This window comes from Streptomyces sp. NBC_01288 (assembly GCF_035982055.1).
GTDB lineage: Bacteria > Actinomycetota > Actinomycetes > Streptomycetales > Streptomycetaceae > Streptomyces.
The window spans coordinates 6,538,285-6,556,535 of record NZ_CP108427.1 but is presented as its reverse complement, the minus strand read 5'-3'; the positions used below and the strand labels follow the sequence as shown (position 1 = coordinate 6,556,535).

The 18,251-nt window shown below is 68.8% G+C and carries 21 protein-coding genes; 20 read left to right on the top strand and 1 reads right to left on the bottom strand.

Annotation, left to right across the window (positions count from 1 at the left end; genetic code table 11):
• Positions 1–50 precede the first annotated feature (50 nt).
• The 20 genes from OG194_RS29635 (at position 51) to OG194_RS29540 (ending at position 16,924) form a co-directional block, all read left to right on the top strand.
• Entirely contained in the window at positions 51–1,295 is a 1,245-nt protein-coding gene (locus tag OG194_RS29635) for a phage major capsid protein (RefSeq protein WP_327403830.1), read from the top strand.
• Between the two features lie 67 nt (positions 1,296–1,362).
• Positions 1,363–1,767, top strand: coding sequence for a hypothetical protein (locus tag OG194_RS29630; protein ID WP_327403829.1), 405 nt, complete (start codon positions 1,363–1,365; stop codon positions 1,765–1,767).
• Positions 1,767–2,444, top strand: a complete 678-nt coding sequence (locus tag OG194_RS29625) for a hypothetical protein (protein WP_327403828.1) — start codon at positions 1,767–1,769, stop codon at positions 2,442–2,444. The genes OG194_RS29630 and OG194_RS29625 overlap by 1 nt, the downstream gene beginning before the upstream one ends.
• A gap of 12 nt (positions 2,445–2,456) precedes the next feature.
• A complete protein-coding gene (locus tag OG194_RS29620) occupies positions 2,457–3,272 on the top strand; it encodes a hypothetical protein (protein ID WP_327403827.1) in 816 nt (271 codons plus the stop codon).
• Entirely contained in the window at positions 3,272–3,739 is a 468-nt protein-coding gene (locus OG194_RS29615) for a hypothetical protein (RefSeq protein ID WP_327403826.1), read from the top strand. The genes OG194_RS29620 and OG194_RS29615 overlap by 1 nt, the downstream gene beginning before the upstream one ends.
• 13 nt (positions 3,740–3,752) lie before the next feature.
• Positions 3,753–3,956 carry a hypothetical protein gene (locus tag OG194_RS29610; protein ID WP_327403825.1) on the top strand — a complete coding sequence of 68 codons (204 nt, stop codon included), beginning with the start codon at positions 3,753–3,755 and terminating at the stop codon, positions 3,954–3,956.
• A gap of 3 nt (positions 3,957–3,959) precedes the next feature.
• A complete protein-coding gene (locus OG194_RS29605; protein WP_327403824.1) occupies positions 3,960–4,946 on the top strand; it encodes a phage tail tube protein in 987 nt (328 codons plus the stop codon).
• A gap of 7 nt (positions 4,947–4,953) precedes the next feature.
• Positions 4,954–5,469: a hypothetical protein gene (locus tag OG194_RS29600; RefSeq protein WP_327403823.1), complete on the top strand. Its 516-nt coding sequence runs from the start codon at positions 4,954–4,956 to the stop codon at positions 5,467–5,469.
• Between the two features lie 11 nt (positions 5,470–5,480).
• The gene (locus tag OG194_RS29595; RefSeq protein ID WP_327403822.1) at positions 5,481–6,041 is read left to right on the top strand and encodes a hypothetical protein; all 561 of its coding nucleotides are present in this window, start codon (positions 5,481–5,483) and stop codon (positions 6,039–6,041) included.
• Positions 6,042–6,124: 83 nt separating this feature from the next.
• Complete coding sequence (locus OG194_RS29590) at positions 6,125–9,934, top strand: hypothetical protein (protein ID WP_327403821.1); 3,810 nt, start codon at positions 6,125–6,127, stop codon at positions 9,932–9,934.
• A gap of 4 nt (positions 9,935–9,938) precedes the next feature.
• The gene (locus OG194_RS29585; protein WP_327403820.1) at positions 9,939–12,392 is read left to right on the top strand and encodes a hypothetical protein; all 2,454 of its coding nucleotides are present in this window, start codon (positions 9,939–9,941) and stop codon (positions 12,390–12,392) included.
• 8 nt (positions 12,393–12,400) lie between these two features.
• A complete protein-coding gene (locus tag OG194_RS29580) occupies positions 12,401–12,907 on the top strand; it encodes a hypothetical protein (RefSeq protein ID WP_327403819.1) in 507 nt (168 codons plus the stop codon).
• Entirely contained in the window at positions 12,904–13,401 is a 498-nt protein-coding gene (locus OG194_RS29575) for a hypothetical protein (protein ID WP_327403818.1), read from the top strand. Before OG194_RS29580 ends, OG194_RS29575 begins: the two co-directional genes overlap by 4 nt.
• A 10-nt stretch (positions 13,402–13,411) precedes the next feature.
• A complete protein-coding gene (locus OG194_RS29570; protein ID WP_327403817.1) occupies positions 13,412–13,654 on the top strand; it encodes a hypothetical protein in 243 nt (80 codons plus the stop codon).
• Positions 13,655–13,728: 74 nt separating this feature from the next.
• Positions 13,729–14,652, top strand: coding sequence for an N-acetylmuramoyl-L-alanine amidase (locus tag OG194_RS29565; protein WP_327403816.1), 924 nt, complete (start codon positions 13,729–13,731; stop codon positions 14,650–14,652).
• Positions 14,649–14,957 carry a hypothetical protein gene (locus tag OG194_RS29560; RefSeq protein WP_327403815.1) on the top strand — a complete coding sequence of 103 codons (309 nt, stop codon included), beginning with the start codon at positions 14,649–14,651 and terminating at the stop codon, positions 14,955–14,957. The genes OG194_RS29565 and OG194_RS29560 overlap by 4 nt, the downstream gene beginning before the upstream one ends.
• 59 nt (positions 14,958–15,016) lie before the next feature.
• Entirely contained in the window at positions 15,017–15,337 is a 321-nt protein-coding gene (locus OG194_RS29555) for a hypothetical protein (protein WP_327403814.1), read from the top strand.
• Positions 15,337–15,804: a hypothetical protein gene (locus OG194_RS29550; RefSeq protein ID WP_327403813.1), complete on the top strand. Its 468-nt coding sequence runs from the start codon at positions 15,337–15,339 to the stop codon at positions 15,802–15,804. Before OG194_RS29555 ends, OG194_RS29550 begins: the two co-directional genes overlap by 1 nt.
• Positions 15,804–16,172 (top strand): hypothetical protein, encoded by a 369-nt coding sequence (locus tag OG194_RS29545; protein ID WP_327403812.1) that lies wholly within the window; start codon positions 15,804–15,806, stop codon positions 16,170–16,172. Before OG194_RS29550 ends, OG194_RS29545 begins: the two co-directional genes overlap by 1 nt.
• A gap of 89 nt (positions 16,173–16,261) precedes the next feature.
• The gene (locus tag OG194_RS29540; protein ID WP_327403811.1) at positions 16,262–16,924 is read left to right on the top strand and encodes an HAD family hydrolase; all 663 of its coding nucleotides are present in this window, start codon (positions 16,262–16,264) and stop codon (positions 16,922–16,924) included.
• Here the strand turns inward: OG194_RS29540 and OG194_RS29535 are convergent.
• A complete protein-coding gene (locus OG194_RS29535) occupies positions 16,905–18,131 on the bottom strand; it encodes a helix-turn-helix domain-containing protein (protein WP_327403810.1) in 1,227 nt (408 codons plus the stop codon). The two genes, OG194_RS29540 and OG194_RS29535, sit on opposite strands and share 20 nt — an antisense overlap.
• Between the last annotated feature and the right edge of the window lie 120 nt (positions 18,132–18,251).

Sequence of the window (18,251 nt, the reverse complement as noted above, 5' to 3'; positions counted from 1 at the left end):
GGCCCTGACCACCCTGGTCAGGGCCTCTCGCATGCCTGGGAAGGACAGACATGCCCACACAGCTCGACAGGCTGATCGAAGAGCAGAACACGACGTGGCAGCGGATGCAGGACATCCAGACCCTCGCCGAGACCGAGAGCCGCGACTGGACGGCCGAGGAGCGCGCCAACTGGGACAAGGCCGAGGCACGGCTGACCGAGGTGTCCAGCGACATCGAGCGCCTCAACAAGATGGCCGCGCTCGACAAGATCGACCGGTCCGGGGTCATCACCACGACCGGCAAGCCCGAGGACCGCCGCGGCGGCGACGGCGAGGAGCAGGCGCAGCGGTACGCCGCAGCGTTCTCCACCTACCTGCGCGGCGGCATGGACCGCCTCACTTCCGAGCAGCGCAACATGATGATGGACCAGCAGGTCGACCTGCGGGCTATGGGCGGGAACACCGACATCGGTGGCGGGTTCACCGTCCCGGACGAGTTCCGCAACATCATGACCGAGACGATGAAGGCCTTCGGCGGTGTCTTCGGTCTGGCCGAGATCATCACGACGACGACCGGCGCGGACCTGAACTGGCCCACCAACGACGACACCTCCAACGAGGGCGAGATCCTCGGCGAGAACGTGGCCGCGGGCGAGCAGGACATCCAGCTCGGCGGCAAGAAGCTGAAGGCCTACACGTTCAGCTCGAAGCAGGTCCGGCTGTCCCTGCAGCTCCTGCAGGACTCGGCGTTCGGCCTGGAGACGTGGGTGCCGAAGAAGCTCGGCGAGCGCATCGGCCGCCGCGCCGCCCGGGCCTGGACCACCGGCACCGGGGTGGACCAGCCCGAGGGCATCACCACCAACGCCACCGTCGGCAAGACCGGCGCGGGCGGCCAGGTCACGTCGATCATCTACGACGACCTGGTCGACATCGAGCACTCCGTCGACGTCGCCTACCGCGCCAGCGCGCAGTACCTGATGCACGACCTGATGCTCAAGGTCATCCGGAAGCTCAAGGACACCCAGGGCCGGCCGCTGTGGCAGCCGATCCCGGCCCCGGGCTTCCCGGCCACGATCAATGGGTTCACGTACAACATCGACAACTCGATGCCCGTGCCCGCGGCCAGCGCCAAGAGCATCGCGTTCGGTGACTTCAAGGCCGGCTACCTGATCCGCCAGGTCCTCGACGTCCAGACGCTCCGCCTGGTCGAGCGCTACGCCGAGTACCTCCAGGTCGCGTTCCTCGGCTTCTCCCGCATGGACGGCATGATCAACGACTCGTCGGCGATCCGCCTCTACCAGCACCCCGCCAGCTGACCAACTCCGCTCACGGGCCCAGGACTTCGCGCCTGGGCCCGTCTGCGTTCACAGAGAGGAGCGCGTCGTGAGGGACGCGTACGCAAACGTCACCGTCCGGGAGACCCTGGCGATCGTCGCCCGCACCGCTTCGGCGAACGGCACCGGCGTGGACCGGGCCGCCAGCGGGATCATGTTCCAGGACGCCGCGATCATCGTCCACACCGGGACGATCACCGACGGCACGCACGCCATCGACGTGCAGGAGTCCGACGACAACACGACCTTCACGTCGGTCGCGGCGGCCGAGCTGCAGGGCACGGAGCCGAGCATCGGCGCGACGGACGACAACAAGATGTACGTCGTCGGCTACAAGGGCACCAAGCGCTACCTGCGCGCCGCGGTGACCGCGTCGGGCACCACGTCGGGCGGTATCTACGGGGCGTCGGTGCTGCTGGCCAACCCGCGTAACGCGCCGGTGGTGCAGCCCTGATGAGGCGCATCCGCGTACTCGAGGCGATCGCCGGGTCCGACTTCTCGTGGGCTCCCGGCGATGTCGTCGAGGTGAGCGAGGAGGAAGCCGCCTCGTGGGCGGACGGGCACCGCGCCGTCCTCGCCGACGACGGCCAGGAGCAGGGCGGCGAACCGCAACCGTCGGCGGTGCACCAGGAGCCGCTCGTCGTCGGCGAGGACGGCGAACCGCTCGAGGTCCTCGCCTCGACACTCGAGGAGATCGAGCCGTCGGGCGGTGTCGAGGGTGGCCCTCGGTGGGTGCGCTGGTCGGTCACCGTCCGGCTGCCCGTCCCGGTTGTACCGGACGACGAGCAGCCTGCGGTCCCGGAGGATCCGGCAGACCTTGAGAACGAGGACCCCGAGCAGGAGCCCGCCGAGGTCCCTGCGACGGCGACGCCGTTCGATCCGGTCGAGCACACCAACAAGCAGGTGCTCGCCTATCTCGACACCGTCGGGGAGCAGGAGGCACTGCGCGTGCTCGATCTCGAAGTCCTGGGCGAGAACCGTGCAGGCATCGGCAAGAACCGCGAGCAGGTCCTCGAAGCCGCGCGGGCACGCGACGCCGCGTCCGGCGACAGCCAGACCGGGGCCGAGCAGGCCGCGGACTATTCCCGCGGCGGAGGCGGGGAGCCCTCGCCCGAGACCCGCTCCTGGTAGAGGAGGTGTGCGGTGCCGTACGACCTCGGCGCGACTGCGCGCCTGACCGCCGAGTGCCGGGACCCGGGCGGCGTCCTCGTCACCGCGGCGACCGCCGTGGTGACCGTGACGCTGCCCGACGGCGCCCTCGCCACCCCCACGCCCGCGGAGACCGCGACGGTCGGCCTGTACCAGGCCGACTACGTCACGGAAACTCCCGGACGGCACACGGTGCGCTGGCTGTTCACCACCCCGGCGCACGCGTACACGGACAGCTTCGACGTCCGCGACGAGGCGCCTCCCACGGTCCTGTCCCTGACCGACGCCAAGAACCTGCTCAAGAAGGAGGGGTCAGCCGACGACCCGCTGGTGCGGTTCTGGCTGGAGGCCACCACCCGCGCCGTCGAATACTTCGTCGGACCCGTCGTCGTGCGCACGGTGACCGAGGACCACCAGGTCGGCCTCGCCCCGGCGATCGCCCTGCGCAAGGCCCCGGCCATCGCCCTGCAGTCCGTCACTTCCCTACGTGACGGCGGCTCCGGGTACGACACCGCCGCCCTCCATCTGGACCCGGCCACCGGCCTGGTGACCCGGAGAGACGGCGGCCTGCTCCAAGGCCCGCTGCAGTTCGTCTACAGCGCGGGCCGGCCGGTCATCACCGGCAACATCCTCGGCGCCGCGCAGCTGATCCTTCAGCACCTGTGGCGCACCCTGGCCGGTCCCGGCCGGCCGCAGCGCGGGGGTGACGACTTCGACGTCACCGAGCCCATCCCTGGCCTCGGCTACGCGATCCCCAACCGGGCGAAGCAGCTGCTCAGCCCGGACGACGACGGACCAGGAATCGCCTGATGCCCGCGACTTCAGCACTGCCCGGCGCGATCACTCAGCTCCTGGTCATCCTGCGGGAGCCTGCCATCGACAACGTCGACGTCATCGACGGGCCACCCGTCAACGACGTCCAGACGCAGGACTTCATCGCCGTCGGCTGGGTGCCCGACGGCGACCAGGCCGCCGAGTTGCAGCAGAGCTTCAATTCGGCCGGCGCCCGGACCAAGGACGAGACCTTCGGGATCAGCGGCTGGATCGACTGCTGGAGCGGCGACACCGACTTCCCCGCCGTACGGGCCCGGGTGTTCGAGTTGCTCGCCGAGATCGAGCAACGCCTCCGCGCCACGGACCTGCATCCCGAGGCGCCGACCCTCAACGGGTCGGTGCTGTGGGCGGAACTCTCGGCCGGCGTACTGCGCCAGTCCCACACCGATCAGGGCGCACGGGCCGCCCTGGGCTTCACGGTGACCTGCCATGCCCGGATCTGAGGAGGAGCAACCCATGTCGCGAGTGCGCTACCTGGGGCACGAGCAGGTGACCGTGCCCGAGCTGGGCCGGACCGTCGAGCCGGACGAAGTCGTCGAAGTCCCCGACGACCGCTACGAGGGCTACATCTGCCAGCCCTCGAACTGGGAGCCGGTCGAGGAGCCCAAGGCGGCAGCCTCGAAGAAGCCCGCGGCCAAGACGCCGCAGAAGGAGAGCTGAGTCATGGCCATCGGATCGGGTCTCGGCGCCCAGATCGGGATGATCGCCGAGGGAAGCTACGGCACGTTCGCCGCTCCGACCAAGTTCATCGAGTTCACGAAGGAGTCACTGGTCCTCAAGAAGACGACGGCTCAGTCGGCCGGCATCGCGGCCGGCCGGCTGCTCCCTCTGTCCTCCCGCCGCGTGCTGACGCGCAGGGAGGTCCAGGGCACCCTGGAGATGGAGATCGCCAACAAAAATATGGGGCTCATCCTCCAGACCCTGATGGGTACTTCGGTCACCCCCGTGCAGCAGGCCGCATCGACCGCTTACTTGCAGACCCACCTCCTGGCCAGTGTCGCGGGCAAGTCCTTGGTCATCCAGAAGGGGGTGCCTCTCACCAGCGGGACCGTCACGGACAAGACGATGCTCGGCTGCAAGATCACGTCGGGCGAGTTCTCGTGTGAGGTCGGCGGCATGCTGACCGGCAGTTTCGAGATCGACGGCAAGGACTGCGACGAGACGCAGACTCTCGCCGTGGCCAGCTACTCGGCGATGTCGCCCTTCCACTTCGGTCAGATGGGCCTCAAGACGGGATCGTTCGGCACCGAGACGGCGCTCGACGGCATCCGCAAGGTGAGCTGCAAGATCGAGCGTCCACAGGACGTCGAACGCTTCTACGCGAATCAGTCGGCGCTGAAGAAGGAGCCGATCGAGAACGACCAGGTCAAGATCACCGGCAGCCTGGAGTCGGACTACGTCGCCACCACGCTGGACGACCTGCACACCAGCGACGGCGCGACCAGCCTGGTGTGGGAGTTCATCGGTCCGATCATCGCGAGCACGTATGCGGAGACGTTCCGGATCACCCTGCCCGCGATCAAGCTGGACGAAGGGCCGCCGGCCGTCGACGGTTTCGGTGTCGTGAAACCGACGTTCAACTTCACTGGCCTGTACGACGGCACCAACCTCCCCAAGATCGAATACATGTCGACCGACGTCACCTTGTGAGGCAGCGGTGGTCCGCGACATCCGGATCACTGGCACCGGCCAGCTGCTCGAGCTCGCGGCGCGGCTGCGCCGGGCCGGTCACGAGAACATCCGCCAGAGCTACATCCGCCGTATCCGCCGCGCGGCCGAGCCGCTGCGCACGGACCTGCAGGACGCCGTACGACGTCAGTCCCTTCAGTCCACCGGGCGGGGCGCCGGCAAGCGCTCCGGCCCATCTCCGACGACCCGCCCGTTCCGCGAGGCCATCGCCCAGGCCATCCGGATCAGCGTCCGGACGACAGGCAACCCCGGCGCCAAGGTCTGGTTGGACAAAGGGCTTCTCCCGCCGGACATCCCGGTCGGCGTGGTGAACCAGATGAACGACACCGGCAAGCTGCGCCACCCGGTGTTCGGCAACAAGAAGCGCTGGTCCACGCAGTCCGCCGAGCGCGGCTTCTGGGACAAGACCGTGCGCGCACACACCGACCGCATAACCACCGAGGTCCAGCGCGTTGCCGACGACGTGCGCCGGCGCCTGGAATAGGAGCACCCAAGTTGATCGTCATCTACACGCCCAAGGGCGGCGAGCCGGAGCAGTACGACGCCAGCAGTCTGAGGGTGTCGGAGGCGTCGATCGTGCAGCGCACCGTCGACATGAAGTGGCAGGAGATCCTCGCCGGGCTGGGAGGCGATGACCTGGAGGCGATGCGGGGCGTCGTCTGGGTCATCAGGAAGCGCTCGGAACCGTCCCTGCGCTGGGGTGACTTCGACCCCGGTGTGCTGGAGATGACCTCCCGCATGGACGACGACGAGATCGAGCGGTGGATCACCAACGCGGTCGCGAACGCCGACGAGGACCTGGAGTGGGAGACCATCCAGACCATCATCGACCGGCGTCTGGACGAGGTGGCCGCCAACCCTGAGCGCGCCCGCGCGGTCCTGGCCGCGCAGGCGCCGGACCCAAAAGCGGAGCCTCCCGAGCCGGACAGCGAGAGCGAGCAGGAGCCGACGACGGAGGGCTCAAGCTCGAGCCCGACATCGTCCGAGCCCGTGACGGCTATCTCGGGCTCTTCGCGCACCTCCTCCACATCTCGCCGCAAGGGGTCGACGACCTGAGCGTCGGCGACTTCTACAACCTGTGCTGCTGGATCGACCGGCACCAGGCCGCGCAGCAGACACAAGCCGGGGGGTAGCACTCCATGCCGTCCATGACCTTCATCCTCGACGGCCGCGACCACCTCAGCCGGATCCTGGACCGGGCAGGCGACGCGAGCGACCGGCTCGGCCGCCGAATGCTCACCGCGTCCATCAACGGCGACGCGGCCATGCGGCGTCTCACGGACAGCACCAGCCGGAGACTGGCCGGACTGCAGCGGGACAGCGAGGCTGGCGGCAAAGCCGTTGAGGAACTCGGCAAGGTCACCAAGCTCCTTGCCCCGGCCGCCATCCCCGCCGCCGCCTCGCTGGCACCGATCGCGGCCGGGGCGGGCACGGTCGCCGTAGCCACGCTCGCAATGACCGCCGCGATCATCCCGCAGATCGGCGCGCTCTCCGACGCGGCCGAGTCCGAGAAGAAGTACCAGGACGCGGTTGCGAAGAGCGGTGCCAGGTCGCAGGAGGCGATCGCCGCCCACACCGAGTACCTGGCCTCGGTCAGTAAGCTCCCGCCGGAGACGCGAGAGGCGGCGGCAGCACTCGGCGTCCTGAAGGACACATACCAGGACTGGTCGGACTCGCTGGCCGGCGACACGATGCCGGCGGTCACCAAGGGCATCGAGATCCTCAACTCGCTGCTGCCCAAGACCGAGGGCTTGGTCAAGGCGACGAGCGCCGAGACCGACCGGTTCATGACGATCGTCGGCGGCGAGATGGCCTCGCCCGGCCTGGACAGTCTCAACTCGAAATTCACGTCGTTCGCGCAGAAGACCCTGCACAACGTCAACGACGAGCTGGTACACCTGCTCCGCACAGGGAACGCAGGCGAAGTCGGGGGCAAGGCACGGGAGTTCATGGACTGGGCGCACGCCCAGGGCCCGGCCGTGGCGAGCGTCTTGATGAGCGTGGCGAGCGCGCTGATTCATGTCCTCGACGGGGCAACCGGCGTAGGTGTCGGCCTGCTCCAGGTGGTCGAGGTCGCGGCTCATCTCGTCGGCGCCGTACCGCCGGGCATGATCGCGACGTTCCTGCAGCTCGCGCTCGCGTTGAAGGTGACGAAGGCGGCGGCGCTCGGCATGGCCGCGGGCCGCAACGCGCTGGCTCTGTTCGGCGGGCAGCTCGTTGCGATGCGCACAGCCGCCGCGGCGACGCCCGGCGGTCTGGCCGCGGCGCGTGCCGCGATCATGGCCCTGTCCACCACCGCGAAGGTCGCTGTCGCGGGTACGGCTCTCGGGCTGCTGGTCGTTCTCTTGACCCAGTTGTCGCAGAACTCGCGGCAGGCGCCGCCGGACGTCGACAAGCTCACCAACTCGCTGCGTCAGTTGGGCTCGACCGGGGCGGTGACCGGCGAGGCGGCGCGCGCGTTCGGTAACGATCTGGACGGCCTGCACAGCAAGGTCGCCGCGCTCACCGACCCGAGCACGACGGACAAGGTGCAGCAGTTCCTGGTGGGCTGGACCGGGTGGGACTCCACCCCGGTCAAGGACGCCAAGGACAACATCGACTCCATCGACAAGGCGCTCGCCGGGCTCGTGTCGAACGGCCAGTCGGACCTGGCGGCGGCCGCGCTCAAGCGGCTCACCGCCGAGTACGGCAAGGGCGGCCGGGACACCAGCAAGTTCACGTCGCAGCTCAACGACTACAACGACGCGCTCGGCGACTCGGCGTTCGAGCAAGGCCTCGCGGCCGACTCGATGGGCCTTTTCGGCGCGCAGGCCCAGAGTGTCCAGACCAAGCTCAACGCCCAGAAGCAGAGCGCGGACGGGTTGCGGCAGAGCATCCAGGCCCTCAACGACGTGCAGAGGGCCGGCCTCGGCGGCATGATCGGCTTCGAGGCGTCCATCGACGCCGCGAGCAAGGCGGCGCGGGACAACGCCGGCGCCTTGTCAATGTCGAACGGCGTCCTCAACCTGGGCTCAGAGAAAGCCCGCACGGCCGCCACCGCCCTGCAGGACCTGGCGGACAAGACCGACTCGGCGGCGGCGAGCGCTCGGGAGTCGGGCTCCTCGTGGGAGACCGCCAACGGGATCTACACGCGCGGCAGGGCGGCGCTGGTCAAATCCGCCGAAGCGATGGGCCTCACGAAGGCCGAGGCCTCGGCGCTTGCCGACCAGATCCTGAAGATCCCGAACAAGACCACCACCTTCAAGATGGACAAGGAGGACGCGCAGAACGACCTCACCGCGTTCAACGCGGCCGTGAAGGCCTCGCCGGGCACGAAATCGGTGACGCTGAAAGCGCTCAGCGCGTCGGGCGAACAGGTGCTGGAGCAGTTCGGCCTGAAGGTCAAGCGACTGCCCAACGGCAGCGTGACGGTCAGCACGAAGGGCGGCGCGCTCTCCGCGATCGCCAACATCGCGGCGGCGCTGCGGGGGCTGAACGGGAAGAGCGCCACGACGTGGGTCTACCACAACGTGCGTACGACGTACTCGACGGCGGGCAGCGTCTCGGGCGGCAAGTCCGTCCACGGCATGGTCGGCGCGACCGGCGGTCTGTTCACGGGGGCCGGGTTCCGGCACCGCGGGTACAGCGACGGCGGCCTGGTCGGCGGCCCCGGCACGGAGACGTCCGACTCGATCTTCGCGCCGTGGCTATCGAAGAACGAGTTCGTCGTCAACGCCCGCCGCACCCGGCAGTACCTGCCGCTGCTGAAGGCTCTCAACTCCGGCAAGCTGTCGCTCGGTTCGCTGACCGGTACCGGCGGTACGGCGGATGCCGGGATGGAGGCCGGCCGCGGCCTGGCCGCAGGTATGGCCGGGGCGACCGCGCTCGTCAACAGCGCGGCCCGGACGATGGCGTCCGGAGTGGAAGCCGGCATCAGGGACGAGCTGGAGATCCGCTCGCCGTCGAAGAAGACGAAAGCCTTGGCGGCGGACACCGGCAAGGGCTTCATCATCGGCCTGACTGGCACCCAGGCCAAGATCAAGTCCGTGTCGGCCGACCTGGTCAAGGACATCAAGACGGCTTTCTCCGGGAAGAAGGAGTCCGGCCTGGTCAAGATGGTGGACCAGGACACCAAGAAGCTCCTGACCCTGGCGGCCAAGCGGGACAAGGTCGCCGCGACGATCGCCGCGGCGAAGGCCTACGCGTCCGACGTCACCAAGAACGCGCGCGAGGGCGCAGGCCTGTCCAACCTGGGCCTGGAGCCAGAGCAGGTCTCCGCTGGGAGCATCAAGGCCGGCCTGTCGTCGAAGCTGGCTCAGGTCAAGCAGTTCACGAAGTACATCGACATCCTCGCCAAGAAGGGCCTGAGCAAAGGCCTGTTGAGGCAGATCCTCGACATGGGCCCCGACGCGGGCTACGCCTACGCGAGCGCTCTCGTCGGCGCGGACAAGGGAACCTTCAACTCGATCAACTCCCTCCAGTCCCAGCTCGACAAGTCCACGACGACGCTCGGCCAGGTCGGCGCGGACCGGCTGTACGACAGCGGCAAGAACGCCAGCAAAGGCTTCCTCACAGGCCTCCTCTCCCAGGAGGGGGACCTGGAGAAGGCCATGGAGAAGCTGGCCAAGTCGATGCAGAAGAGTCTGAAGAAGGCTCTCGGCATCAAATCGCCCGCGACCAAGATGATCCCGCACGGGATCAACACCGCCCGCGGTGTGGCCGTCGGTGTCATCGCGGGCCTGCCGCACGTCGACCGCGCCATGGAGACGATGGCCGGCCGTATGACGGGACGTCCCGCAGTCGCCGGCCGCCCCGCCGTCGCAGGTGCGGGCGGCGGCGTCGTCTACAACGTGCAGGTCGACGTGCACGAGGCCATGGACCCGGTCGCCGTGGGCCGTGAACTCCAGCGTGTCCTGGTGCAGTTCGGCCGCGCTCAAGGCGCCACCGTCTCGCTGAAGGTAGGGGGGTGATCGCGTGGCCCTGTTCGCCGAGATGGGCTGGGGCGGACTGATCCAGTACCCCGCCACGATCACGTGGACGGACATCAGCACCTACGTGGACACGGTCACGGGGGTGACCATCACCAGGGGGGCCTCCGACGAACTGTCGGATACCCAGCCGGGCACAGCCAGCCTGCGGCTGGACAACCAGGACGGCCGCTTCACCCCGGGCTACTCGGCGTCGCCCTACTCGCCGTACGTGCGGCGCAACGCGCCGATCCGGATCAGCGTGTCGGTCATGCCCACGCTGACCGGGTCCGCGCCCTACCCGCTCGCGATGCTGGGGGACGCGTTCGACGACGGCCGGGTCAACTCCACCCTCTGGGTGACGAACACGGGCGGGGCCGGTGTCGAGACCAGCGAGGCCCGTCTGCGGATCATGATGGCCCCGGGCGTCGACACGAGCTTCACCAGCAGCAGGCAGTGGAAGCTGCAGGGCAGCAAGCTCACCGCGAAGCTCGCGGCCGTGCCCGCGCTCAACGGCAGCTCCAACTGCGCGGCCAGCATGTGGGTCAACTCGGCCACCTCCGGGACGCGGCTGGGCTGGCGGTACGACGCAGGCACCGGCTTCCTGGCCGCCATGACGCAGACCGGATTCTCGGACGCCACCCCGACCAACTTGACGTACAGCGCGATCGACCACGCGTGGGTGCGGGTGCGGGAGTCGGCCGGCACCGTGTACTGGGAGACGTCCGGTGACGGCTACGTGTGGACGACCCGCCGCACCCTGGCCACCCCGGCCTGGGTCACGACCGACACCGTGGCGGCGGACTTCCCCACCACGCGCACCGGCGGCACCTCCGGGTTTATCGAGTGGGCGCTGGTCGGCGCCGAGATCAGGCCCCGCTTCTACGGCGTGGTCAACGAGTTCCCCGTCGACCTCGAAGGCCTGAGCAGTCACGTCTCGGTCACGTGCACCGATCTGTTCAAGCGGCTCAACAGGCTGCCCACCCTGCGGTCGATGTTGACGGAGGAGATCGCCAACTTCTTCCCCGACGCGTACTACCCGCTCACTGAGCCGGACGATTCAACCAGTGCCGGCGACGTGTCCGGCAACGGACTGTCGTCGATGGCCATCACTCAGGTCTCGACCGGCGGCACGCTCACCATGGGCACCGACACCGGGCCGGACGCCACCGGCGACAGCACCCCCACGCTCACCCCGTCCACCGCCACCGCCGGGCTGTATCTGACGGTCGACCTGGGCGCGGCCACCCAACAGGCACTCTCTGCCAACCGGTTCTCCGTCGAAGGCTGGTTCAAGACCACGACCACCGGCCGGGCAATCCTCGGCTTGTACTCACCGGACCTGCAGTGCGTACAGGTCGTATCGCTCTCGGCCAGCGGCGCCCTGCAGATCGAATGGACCGACTCCGGATCCAGCACCCTCACCGTGACAACGGTCGATGGCACGAGCGGCCTGGCCGACGGCCGCTGGCATCACTTCGAGTGGGACCAGACCCTCAGCGGAAGCGTCTCCGTCGACGGCGTCGGCGTCGACGCGTCCGTCCCGGTCACGGACGGATTCGACCAGCGGTTCCTGCACATCGGCGGATACCGCGGCACGCGGCTGTGGTCCGGATCCCTCGCCCACGTCGCGCTGTACGCACGCCCCTCGATCGGCAGCGTCCTCGCCACCCACTACGCCTCCGGGATGACCGGGAACGCAGGCGAGAGCGCGGACACCCGGATCGCCCGGTTCTGCTCGTACGTGGGCCTGGTCGACGTCATCGTCCAGGGATCCACCTTCGACCCGATCGCGTCCCAAGGACCAGGCGGTACCGGCGCGGTGGCACGGATGCGGGAAGTGGAGAGCACCGAGTCGGCCAAGCTGTTCGCGGCCCGCGACCAATACCTGATGACCTTCCAGTCCCGCGACTGGCGCTACAACCCGTCGACTGCCGGCGAGAGCTTCACCATCGCCTACGCCGACCTGGAGACCAAGAGCGTCGGGCTGGCCGACGACGACCAGAAACTGATCAACAGCCTGGAAGCGTCCCGGCCCGGCGGCGCCACACAGAAGGTGACCGCGCCCGCGAGCATCCTGGCGTTCGGCGTCTACGACCCAGGCTCCCTGTCCATCCTCAAGACCTCGGACAACTCCGTACTGGACGCCGCGTACTGGCGAGTGTCCCGCTACGCCAACCCGGGCCCGGAACTGCGCGAGGTGCCGATCGAGGCCTACACGATGTCCAACTACCTGGCCATCCTCGCCGCCGACATCAGCTCCTACTTCTCCGTCACGTCGATGCCCGCGCAGGCGCCGTTCTCCTCGGTGCGCGTCACGGTTGAGGGCTACACCGAGACGATCAAAGAGCGCAGCCACTTGATCCAGTTCCACACCAGCACCACCAACGGCGATTCCGTGTGGGTGCTGGACGACACCACGTACAGCGTCCTCGACTCGACGACCCGTCTCGCCTACTAGGAGCCCGCATGCCGATCGCCGTCATCCGGGCGGAGACGTTCTACCTTCCCCCGTCCAACCAGCCCGGGACCTGGGATCTCGTGGCCCCCGCCGAACGGGTGTTCCGCTGGGTCGAGCTGCGCCAGCAGCGCCGCCTCGTCCCACCGGACGGGTACGTGATCGGGCAGAGCATCTACGCCCGCATCAACCACAACCGGTGGGTGGCCGACTGCCCCTGCGGCTCCGCGCAGGTCGTCACCCCCGCCGACCAGCGCATGGCCTGCACCGAGTGCGGCTACGGCTGGGTCCGGCTGATCTACCCCGACGACCCGGCCGCGGCCGAAGCCAGCGTCGCGGACGAACTCCCGCACGAGCGGAACTGGTGGCACCCCGACGACCCGTCATGGGACCGGCCGCCCGCCCCGGCGGAGCCTGAGCCCGAGGGCATGGAGCTGGCGAACGCTCTCGCCTCCGCAGTGCTGGCCGGCACCCCGCCGACGTCGCTCGCATCCGTGGCCGAGGAGGCATCCCGATGACATTCGCCCCCAGGACCTGGGTCGTCGGCGAAGTGGTCAGCGCGGCCCTGATGAACCAGGAGATCCGCGACCAGTTCAACAGCGTTTTCGCCGCATGGTCGACGTACACCCCGAACTGGACCGCGATCACCACCAACCCGGTCCTCGGCAACGGAACCCTCGTCGGCCGGTACATGAAGATCGGCCGCACCGTGATCGCCCACGTCAACCTGACGATGGGCAGCACCACCACCTACGGCTCCGGCGGCTACAGCTTCGACCTGCCTGCCGCCGCGTCCAACGCGGGCGCCGCCTACATCGGCAACGCACATCTGCTGGCCGGGCCCCGGTGGGGCGGGCAGGTCGTGATCAGCCCCACCGCGACCACAACGTCGCCGTTCATGTCGACCAACGCAACGACGACCAGCCTGTCGCAGCTGGCCGCGACCGTGCCGGTCACCCTCGCCTCCACCCACCAGCTGCGGATGACCGCGGTCTACGAAGCCGCCGCCTGAGGAGCCCCGCATGGACTTCACGACTCCCGTGCCCATAGGCACCGCCACCAGCCCGCTGTACCAGGTCACCGTCAACGACAACGGCCAGGACGGCGGCTCCACCACCCAGCTCGTCGTCTCCGGATTCCCGCCCGCCGCCGACCTCACCGCCGCCGACACCGCAGTCCGGGCGCTGGCCGAGGCCTATGCCGCGGCCGCCGACTACCAGGTCGTCAGCATCAGCCGGATCACGGTCACCAGCGCCGACCTGTAGCCCGACGCACGTCCCCACACCGTCCGCCCCGAGCCAGCTGGCCGGGGCTTTTCTCATGCCCCGAGGAGGGCCGCATGGCCACACCCCTGTCCGCAACCTCGCTACTCACCGTGTTGAGAGCCGAGGGCCTGACCATTCACGAGCACGCCGGTTGGAAGACCCACAACCGGGACTCGGCGACCGGCAAGACCTTCGGTCCCGTGATCGGCGTGCTGATCCACCACACGGCCGGGCACGGTGACAAGGAGATCTGCTACAACGGCAGATCCGATCTGCCCGGTCCGCTCTGCCACTCCTGGCTGGGCAAGACCGAGGGCCTGTGGATGATCGGCTCCGGCCGCGCCAACCACGCGGGCCTGGTCGACCTCGACGTCCTCAACGCGCTGCGCGCCGAGAAGTCCCCGCTACCGCACGACGACCAGGCCAACGCCGACGGCAACGACGTCCTGTACGGCCTGGAGATCGAGAACCTCGGCAACGGCAAGGACCCCTACCCGACGGACCAGTACCGGCAGGCCGTGCTCTGGGCCACGGCCCTGTGCCGGGCGCACGGCTGGACGGAACGTTCCGTCGCCGGGCACAAGGAAGTCCAGCCGGGCAAGATCGACCCCAGCTTCGACATGGACGACTTCCGGGCCGACGTGAAGAAGCAACTCGCCACGAAGCCGGGCGGAAGCCCGGCCACGCCAACCACGCCGAGTAGGCCGCGTGTTGATCTGTCGCAGCTCATCGCCGCGGCGAAGGCCGACCCGTCCGCGAAGCAGGGCCACGTCACCTATATGACGGGGACGAACCTGACCGAGGCCGCCCTGGTGAAGCTGGGCTACCTCGCCAAGACCTACGCAGGCGACGGCTCGTTCGGTTCGACCACCGTCGCCGCGTACGCGAAGTGGCAGCGCCACCTCGGCTACACCGGCGACGACGCCAACGGCATCCCCGGCAAGACCTCCCTCGGCAAGCTCGGTTCCCAGACTGGGCTGTTCACCGTCGTGGCGTGATGAGCCACGACCGCGGTACCCCACCGTCCGACTGGCCCGGCCTGGAGATGACCGTCACCCGGCTGACGGACGACATCTACTTCGGGTGGCTCGCCCAGGAGAGCAACCCGACGTTCTGGCACTGGTGCCGGTCCCTGGAGGGCGTACCCGAGGACCGCAAGGTGCACGACGGCTGCTGGGTAGCCGCGGGTACCGGCGCGCACACCCTCGTCTCCCGCGAACCACTGCACCTCGAACCGTCTCTGCTGTGGTCCTGCTGCGGCCTGCACGGCTGGGTGCGCAACGGCGAGTGGATCCACGTCTGATCGTGCCCCGGACCTCAACGTCCGGGGCCAACTCCCCATCACAGAAAGGTGGCTGGCCCATGCCTGCCTCGCTCTTCCCGTCCGTCATGCGGACCCTCGTCCCGCTCATCGCCGGGTGGCTGCTCACGCTCGCAGTCCGCGCCGGCGTCACCATCGACTCGGAGAAGGTCACCAGCGCGGTGACTGTCACCCTGGTCCTCGCCTACTACGTGGCGTTCCGCCTCCTCGAGTTCATCGGTACCCGGCTGCGCGGCAACGGGCTACAGCGCGTAGCGGGGTTCCTCCTCGGCTGGGCGCGGCCGCCGGCCTACCCCGACACCGGCGGCGCGCTGCCCCCGATCACCAACACCTCGGCGTACAGCAGCCGCCTGGACAGCTGATGGTGCGCCTGGCGCAGAGCGCGGGCCGGCGCCTGGGGCTGCTCGGCGCCGGGCTCCTCGCGGTCGGATGCTTCTGGATCAACTGGGGGATCGGCCTCCTCGGCGACCCGAGGTACGGGACCGTACGCGGGGCGGCCGCGCTCACGTCGATCGCGCCGATGTGCGTGTGGGCGTGGGCGTGGATCGGGTCAGGCCTGTTGTCCTGCGCGGCGGCCGTCCTGCCCAATCGCAGGGACTGGATGGGGCTGATCCCCGCCACGGGCATACCGATCATCTGGGCGTTCGCCTACTGCTCGGCCCGCGCGCTGGGCGAGTTCCCGCAGGGCGTGACGAACGGGCTGACGTGGCTGGTCGGGCCGACACTCCTGGTGATCCTGACGATCGCGGTCCGCCGGTACGTGAGTCTGTTGCGGGAGGTGGCGCAGCTGCGGCGCACAGCCGCGCGTACGGCGAGAGAGGGGGCGTAGTGGACGGAGGGGACGGCACCCTGTTCGGGCTGCTGTCGATCCTGGCGGGGTCGGTCACGTCGATCGTCATCGCTCTGGTCACCCGCTCGAAGGGCGGCGAACTGGATACCGGACCGTCAGCACCAGCGCTCGCGCCCGCGATGGAAGACGATCCCGACGACGCCGACCTCACGACGGTGGAGGGCATCGCCCGCATGGTCGTACGGCAGGGGCGCCGGATCCGCCAGCTCGAAGCTGCCAGCGCCACCGACCGAGCACGCATCGGCGCCCTCTACCGGTACATGCTGGTGCTGAAGAGCACGATCACCCGGCTCGGTGCTCCGGTACCGGAGCCGGACCCCAGAGACGCAGACCTGATCGAACACTGACGACGGCCGCCACCACTGACGAACCGAAAGGCCCCCTCTCGCCTCAGGGCGGGAGGGGGCCTTTCGGTGCGCCCGGCTACGCTGCCGCCATGATTCGTGCAGTGATGTTCGATGTCGGTGAGTGCCTGGTAGACGAGACCCGGGAGTACGGGACCTGGGCCGATTGGCTCAGCGTGCCGCGGCACACCTTCCACGCGATGTTCGGCGCGGTCATCGCGCAGGGCCGCGACTACCGCGAGACATTCCAGGAGTTCCAGCCGGGCTTCGACCTCTACGCCGAACGTGAGCGCCGCGCGGAGGCCGGGAAGCCGGAGCACTTCGGCGAGGACGACCTGTACGCAGACGTCCGCCCGGCGCTGATGCAACTCCGCGCCGACGGCCTCTGGTTGGGTATCGCCGGGAACCAGACCGTCCGTGCGGGCCGCATTTTGCGCGAGCTGTTCACGAACGATGTGGACCTGATCGGCACCTCGGACGACTGGGGCGCGAGCAAGCCGGACATCGCGTTCTTCGACCGCGTTGCCGAGGTTGTGCCGTTCGAGGTCGAGGAGATCCTCTACGTGGGGGACCGCGTCGATAACGACCTCCGGCCGGCCGTCGCGGTTGGCATGCCGACCGCGCTCGTACGCCGCGGTCCGTGGGCGACGATCCAGTGGAACACCCAGGAAGCGAAGGAGCTCCCCACCTTTCGGGTGGAGAGCCTCCTCGAACTGTCCGGTCTCATCAGCCAGTTCAACGGGACAGCGCGCTGACCGTCGTCGACCAACCGTAGAGACGCTCGTCGAGGTCGTGGACGCACTTCTCGTGCTGGTGCGGCGCAAGGGTGCGCCGCACCTCGCGCACCCGGTCCATACCCATTGCGTACCAGGTCCGTTCGAGCTGGTCGAGCGCTCGTACGGCGTAGCGGCATGCCTCGCCCGGGTGCCCGGCTGCGGCCTCAACGGCGGCAAGGTCGCCAAGAATGACAGTCGTCTGCTTCTCCTCGCTCGGATCGAGTGTGTCGAGCACTCCGAGAAGGGTTTCCCTCGCCTGGGGTAGGTGCCCGGCCTTCAACTGCGTGTTGCCTTTGAAGGCCGCGAGCCGAACAGGGCTGAACCAGTCCAGCCAGTCCGGGCTTTGGTGCTCGGAGCCAGCGCTGAGTATGTCTTCGGCGTGCCCGATCAGATGGAGTGCGGTGCGCGTGTTGCCACACCGGGTCTCGCACTCCGCCTCAACAGCGTCCAGCCAGGCGAGCAGTTCTGCGGAAGCGGTACCTCGGCGGGCGTATGTGCGCGCGGCGACCATCCGCTCGACTGCCCTGTCGCGATCGCCTTCCCACGCGGGGATGAACGCGGTGTGGGCGAGGATCGCCGCTCCGAGTAGCGGATCGTCGGCTTCACCCGCAGCTTGGAGCGCGAGCAGCAAAGTACTCCCGGCCCGGTCGGCGTCCCGCATGTCGAAAAATTCGATGCGCCCCGCGAGCAGGTAGGACTCTGCGAGTGCTGACGCAACGGTCCGCCGAGTCTGGCCGGCGGTCTCCGTGAGCAGGGCGCAACCAAGGGAGCCGTGGGCCTGCGCGGCAGGGTGCAGCGTGGCAGGAGCAACAGACCAGTACAGGCGCCGGTGGGATCGAGTGACGGCCTGGAAGTCTGCGGCCACCGTGGCGGGTTGCACAGTGACGGTCTGCGTCGGGACTGCGGCCAGCCCGACTACGGCGGCCGTGGCCGCGAGAACGGAGCGGCGGCCGCGATCGGGGTGGACAGTGTTCGGCGGGGTGAAGCCCAACGATTCAAGGTCCTGACCGAGTTCGCGCGTGAGAGCCTGCGCTTGGTCCGGCTGCGGCCACGGCGGGTCCTCGGACGCCCAGCGTCGTACCTGACGGACGCCAACGCCGAGGGCATCGGCGAGCGCCTGTTGCGATCCGAATCCGGCCGCCAGCATGGCCGCCTTGAGCCGGGTGTTGCCTGCGGGCCGTGGCACTGGTGTACCTCCATGTCGAGCGCTGCGGACAGTGTCACCTGGAGTCCGCTGTCTGGCTACCCGTCACCCCGTAGGGCTAACGAAAGTCCCATTCGATGCACTGAGAAGACCTATTGAAGT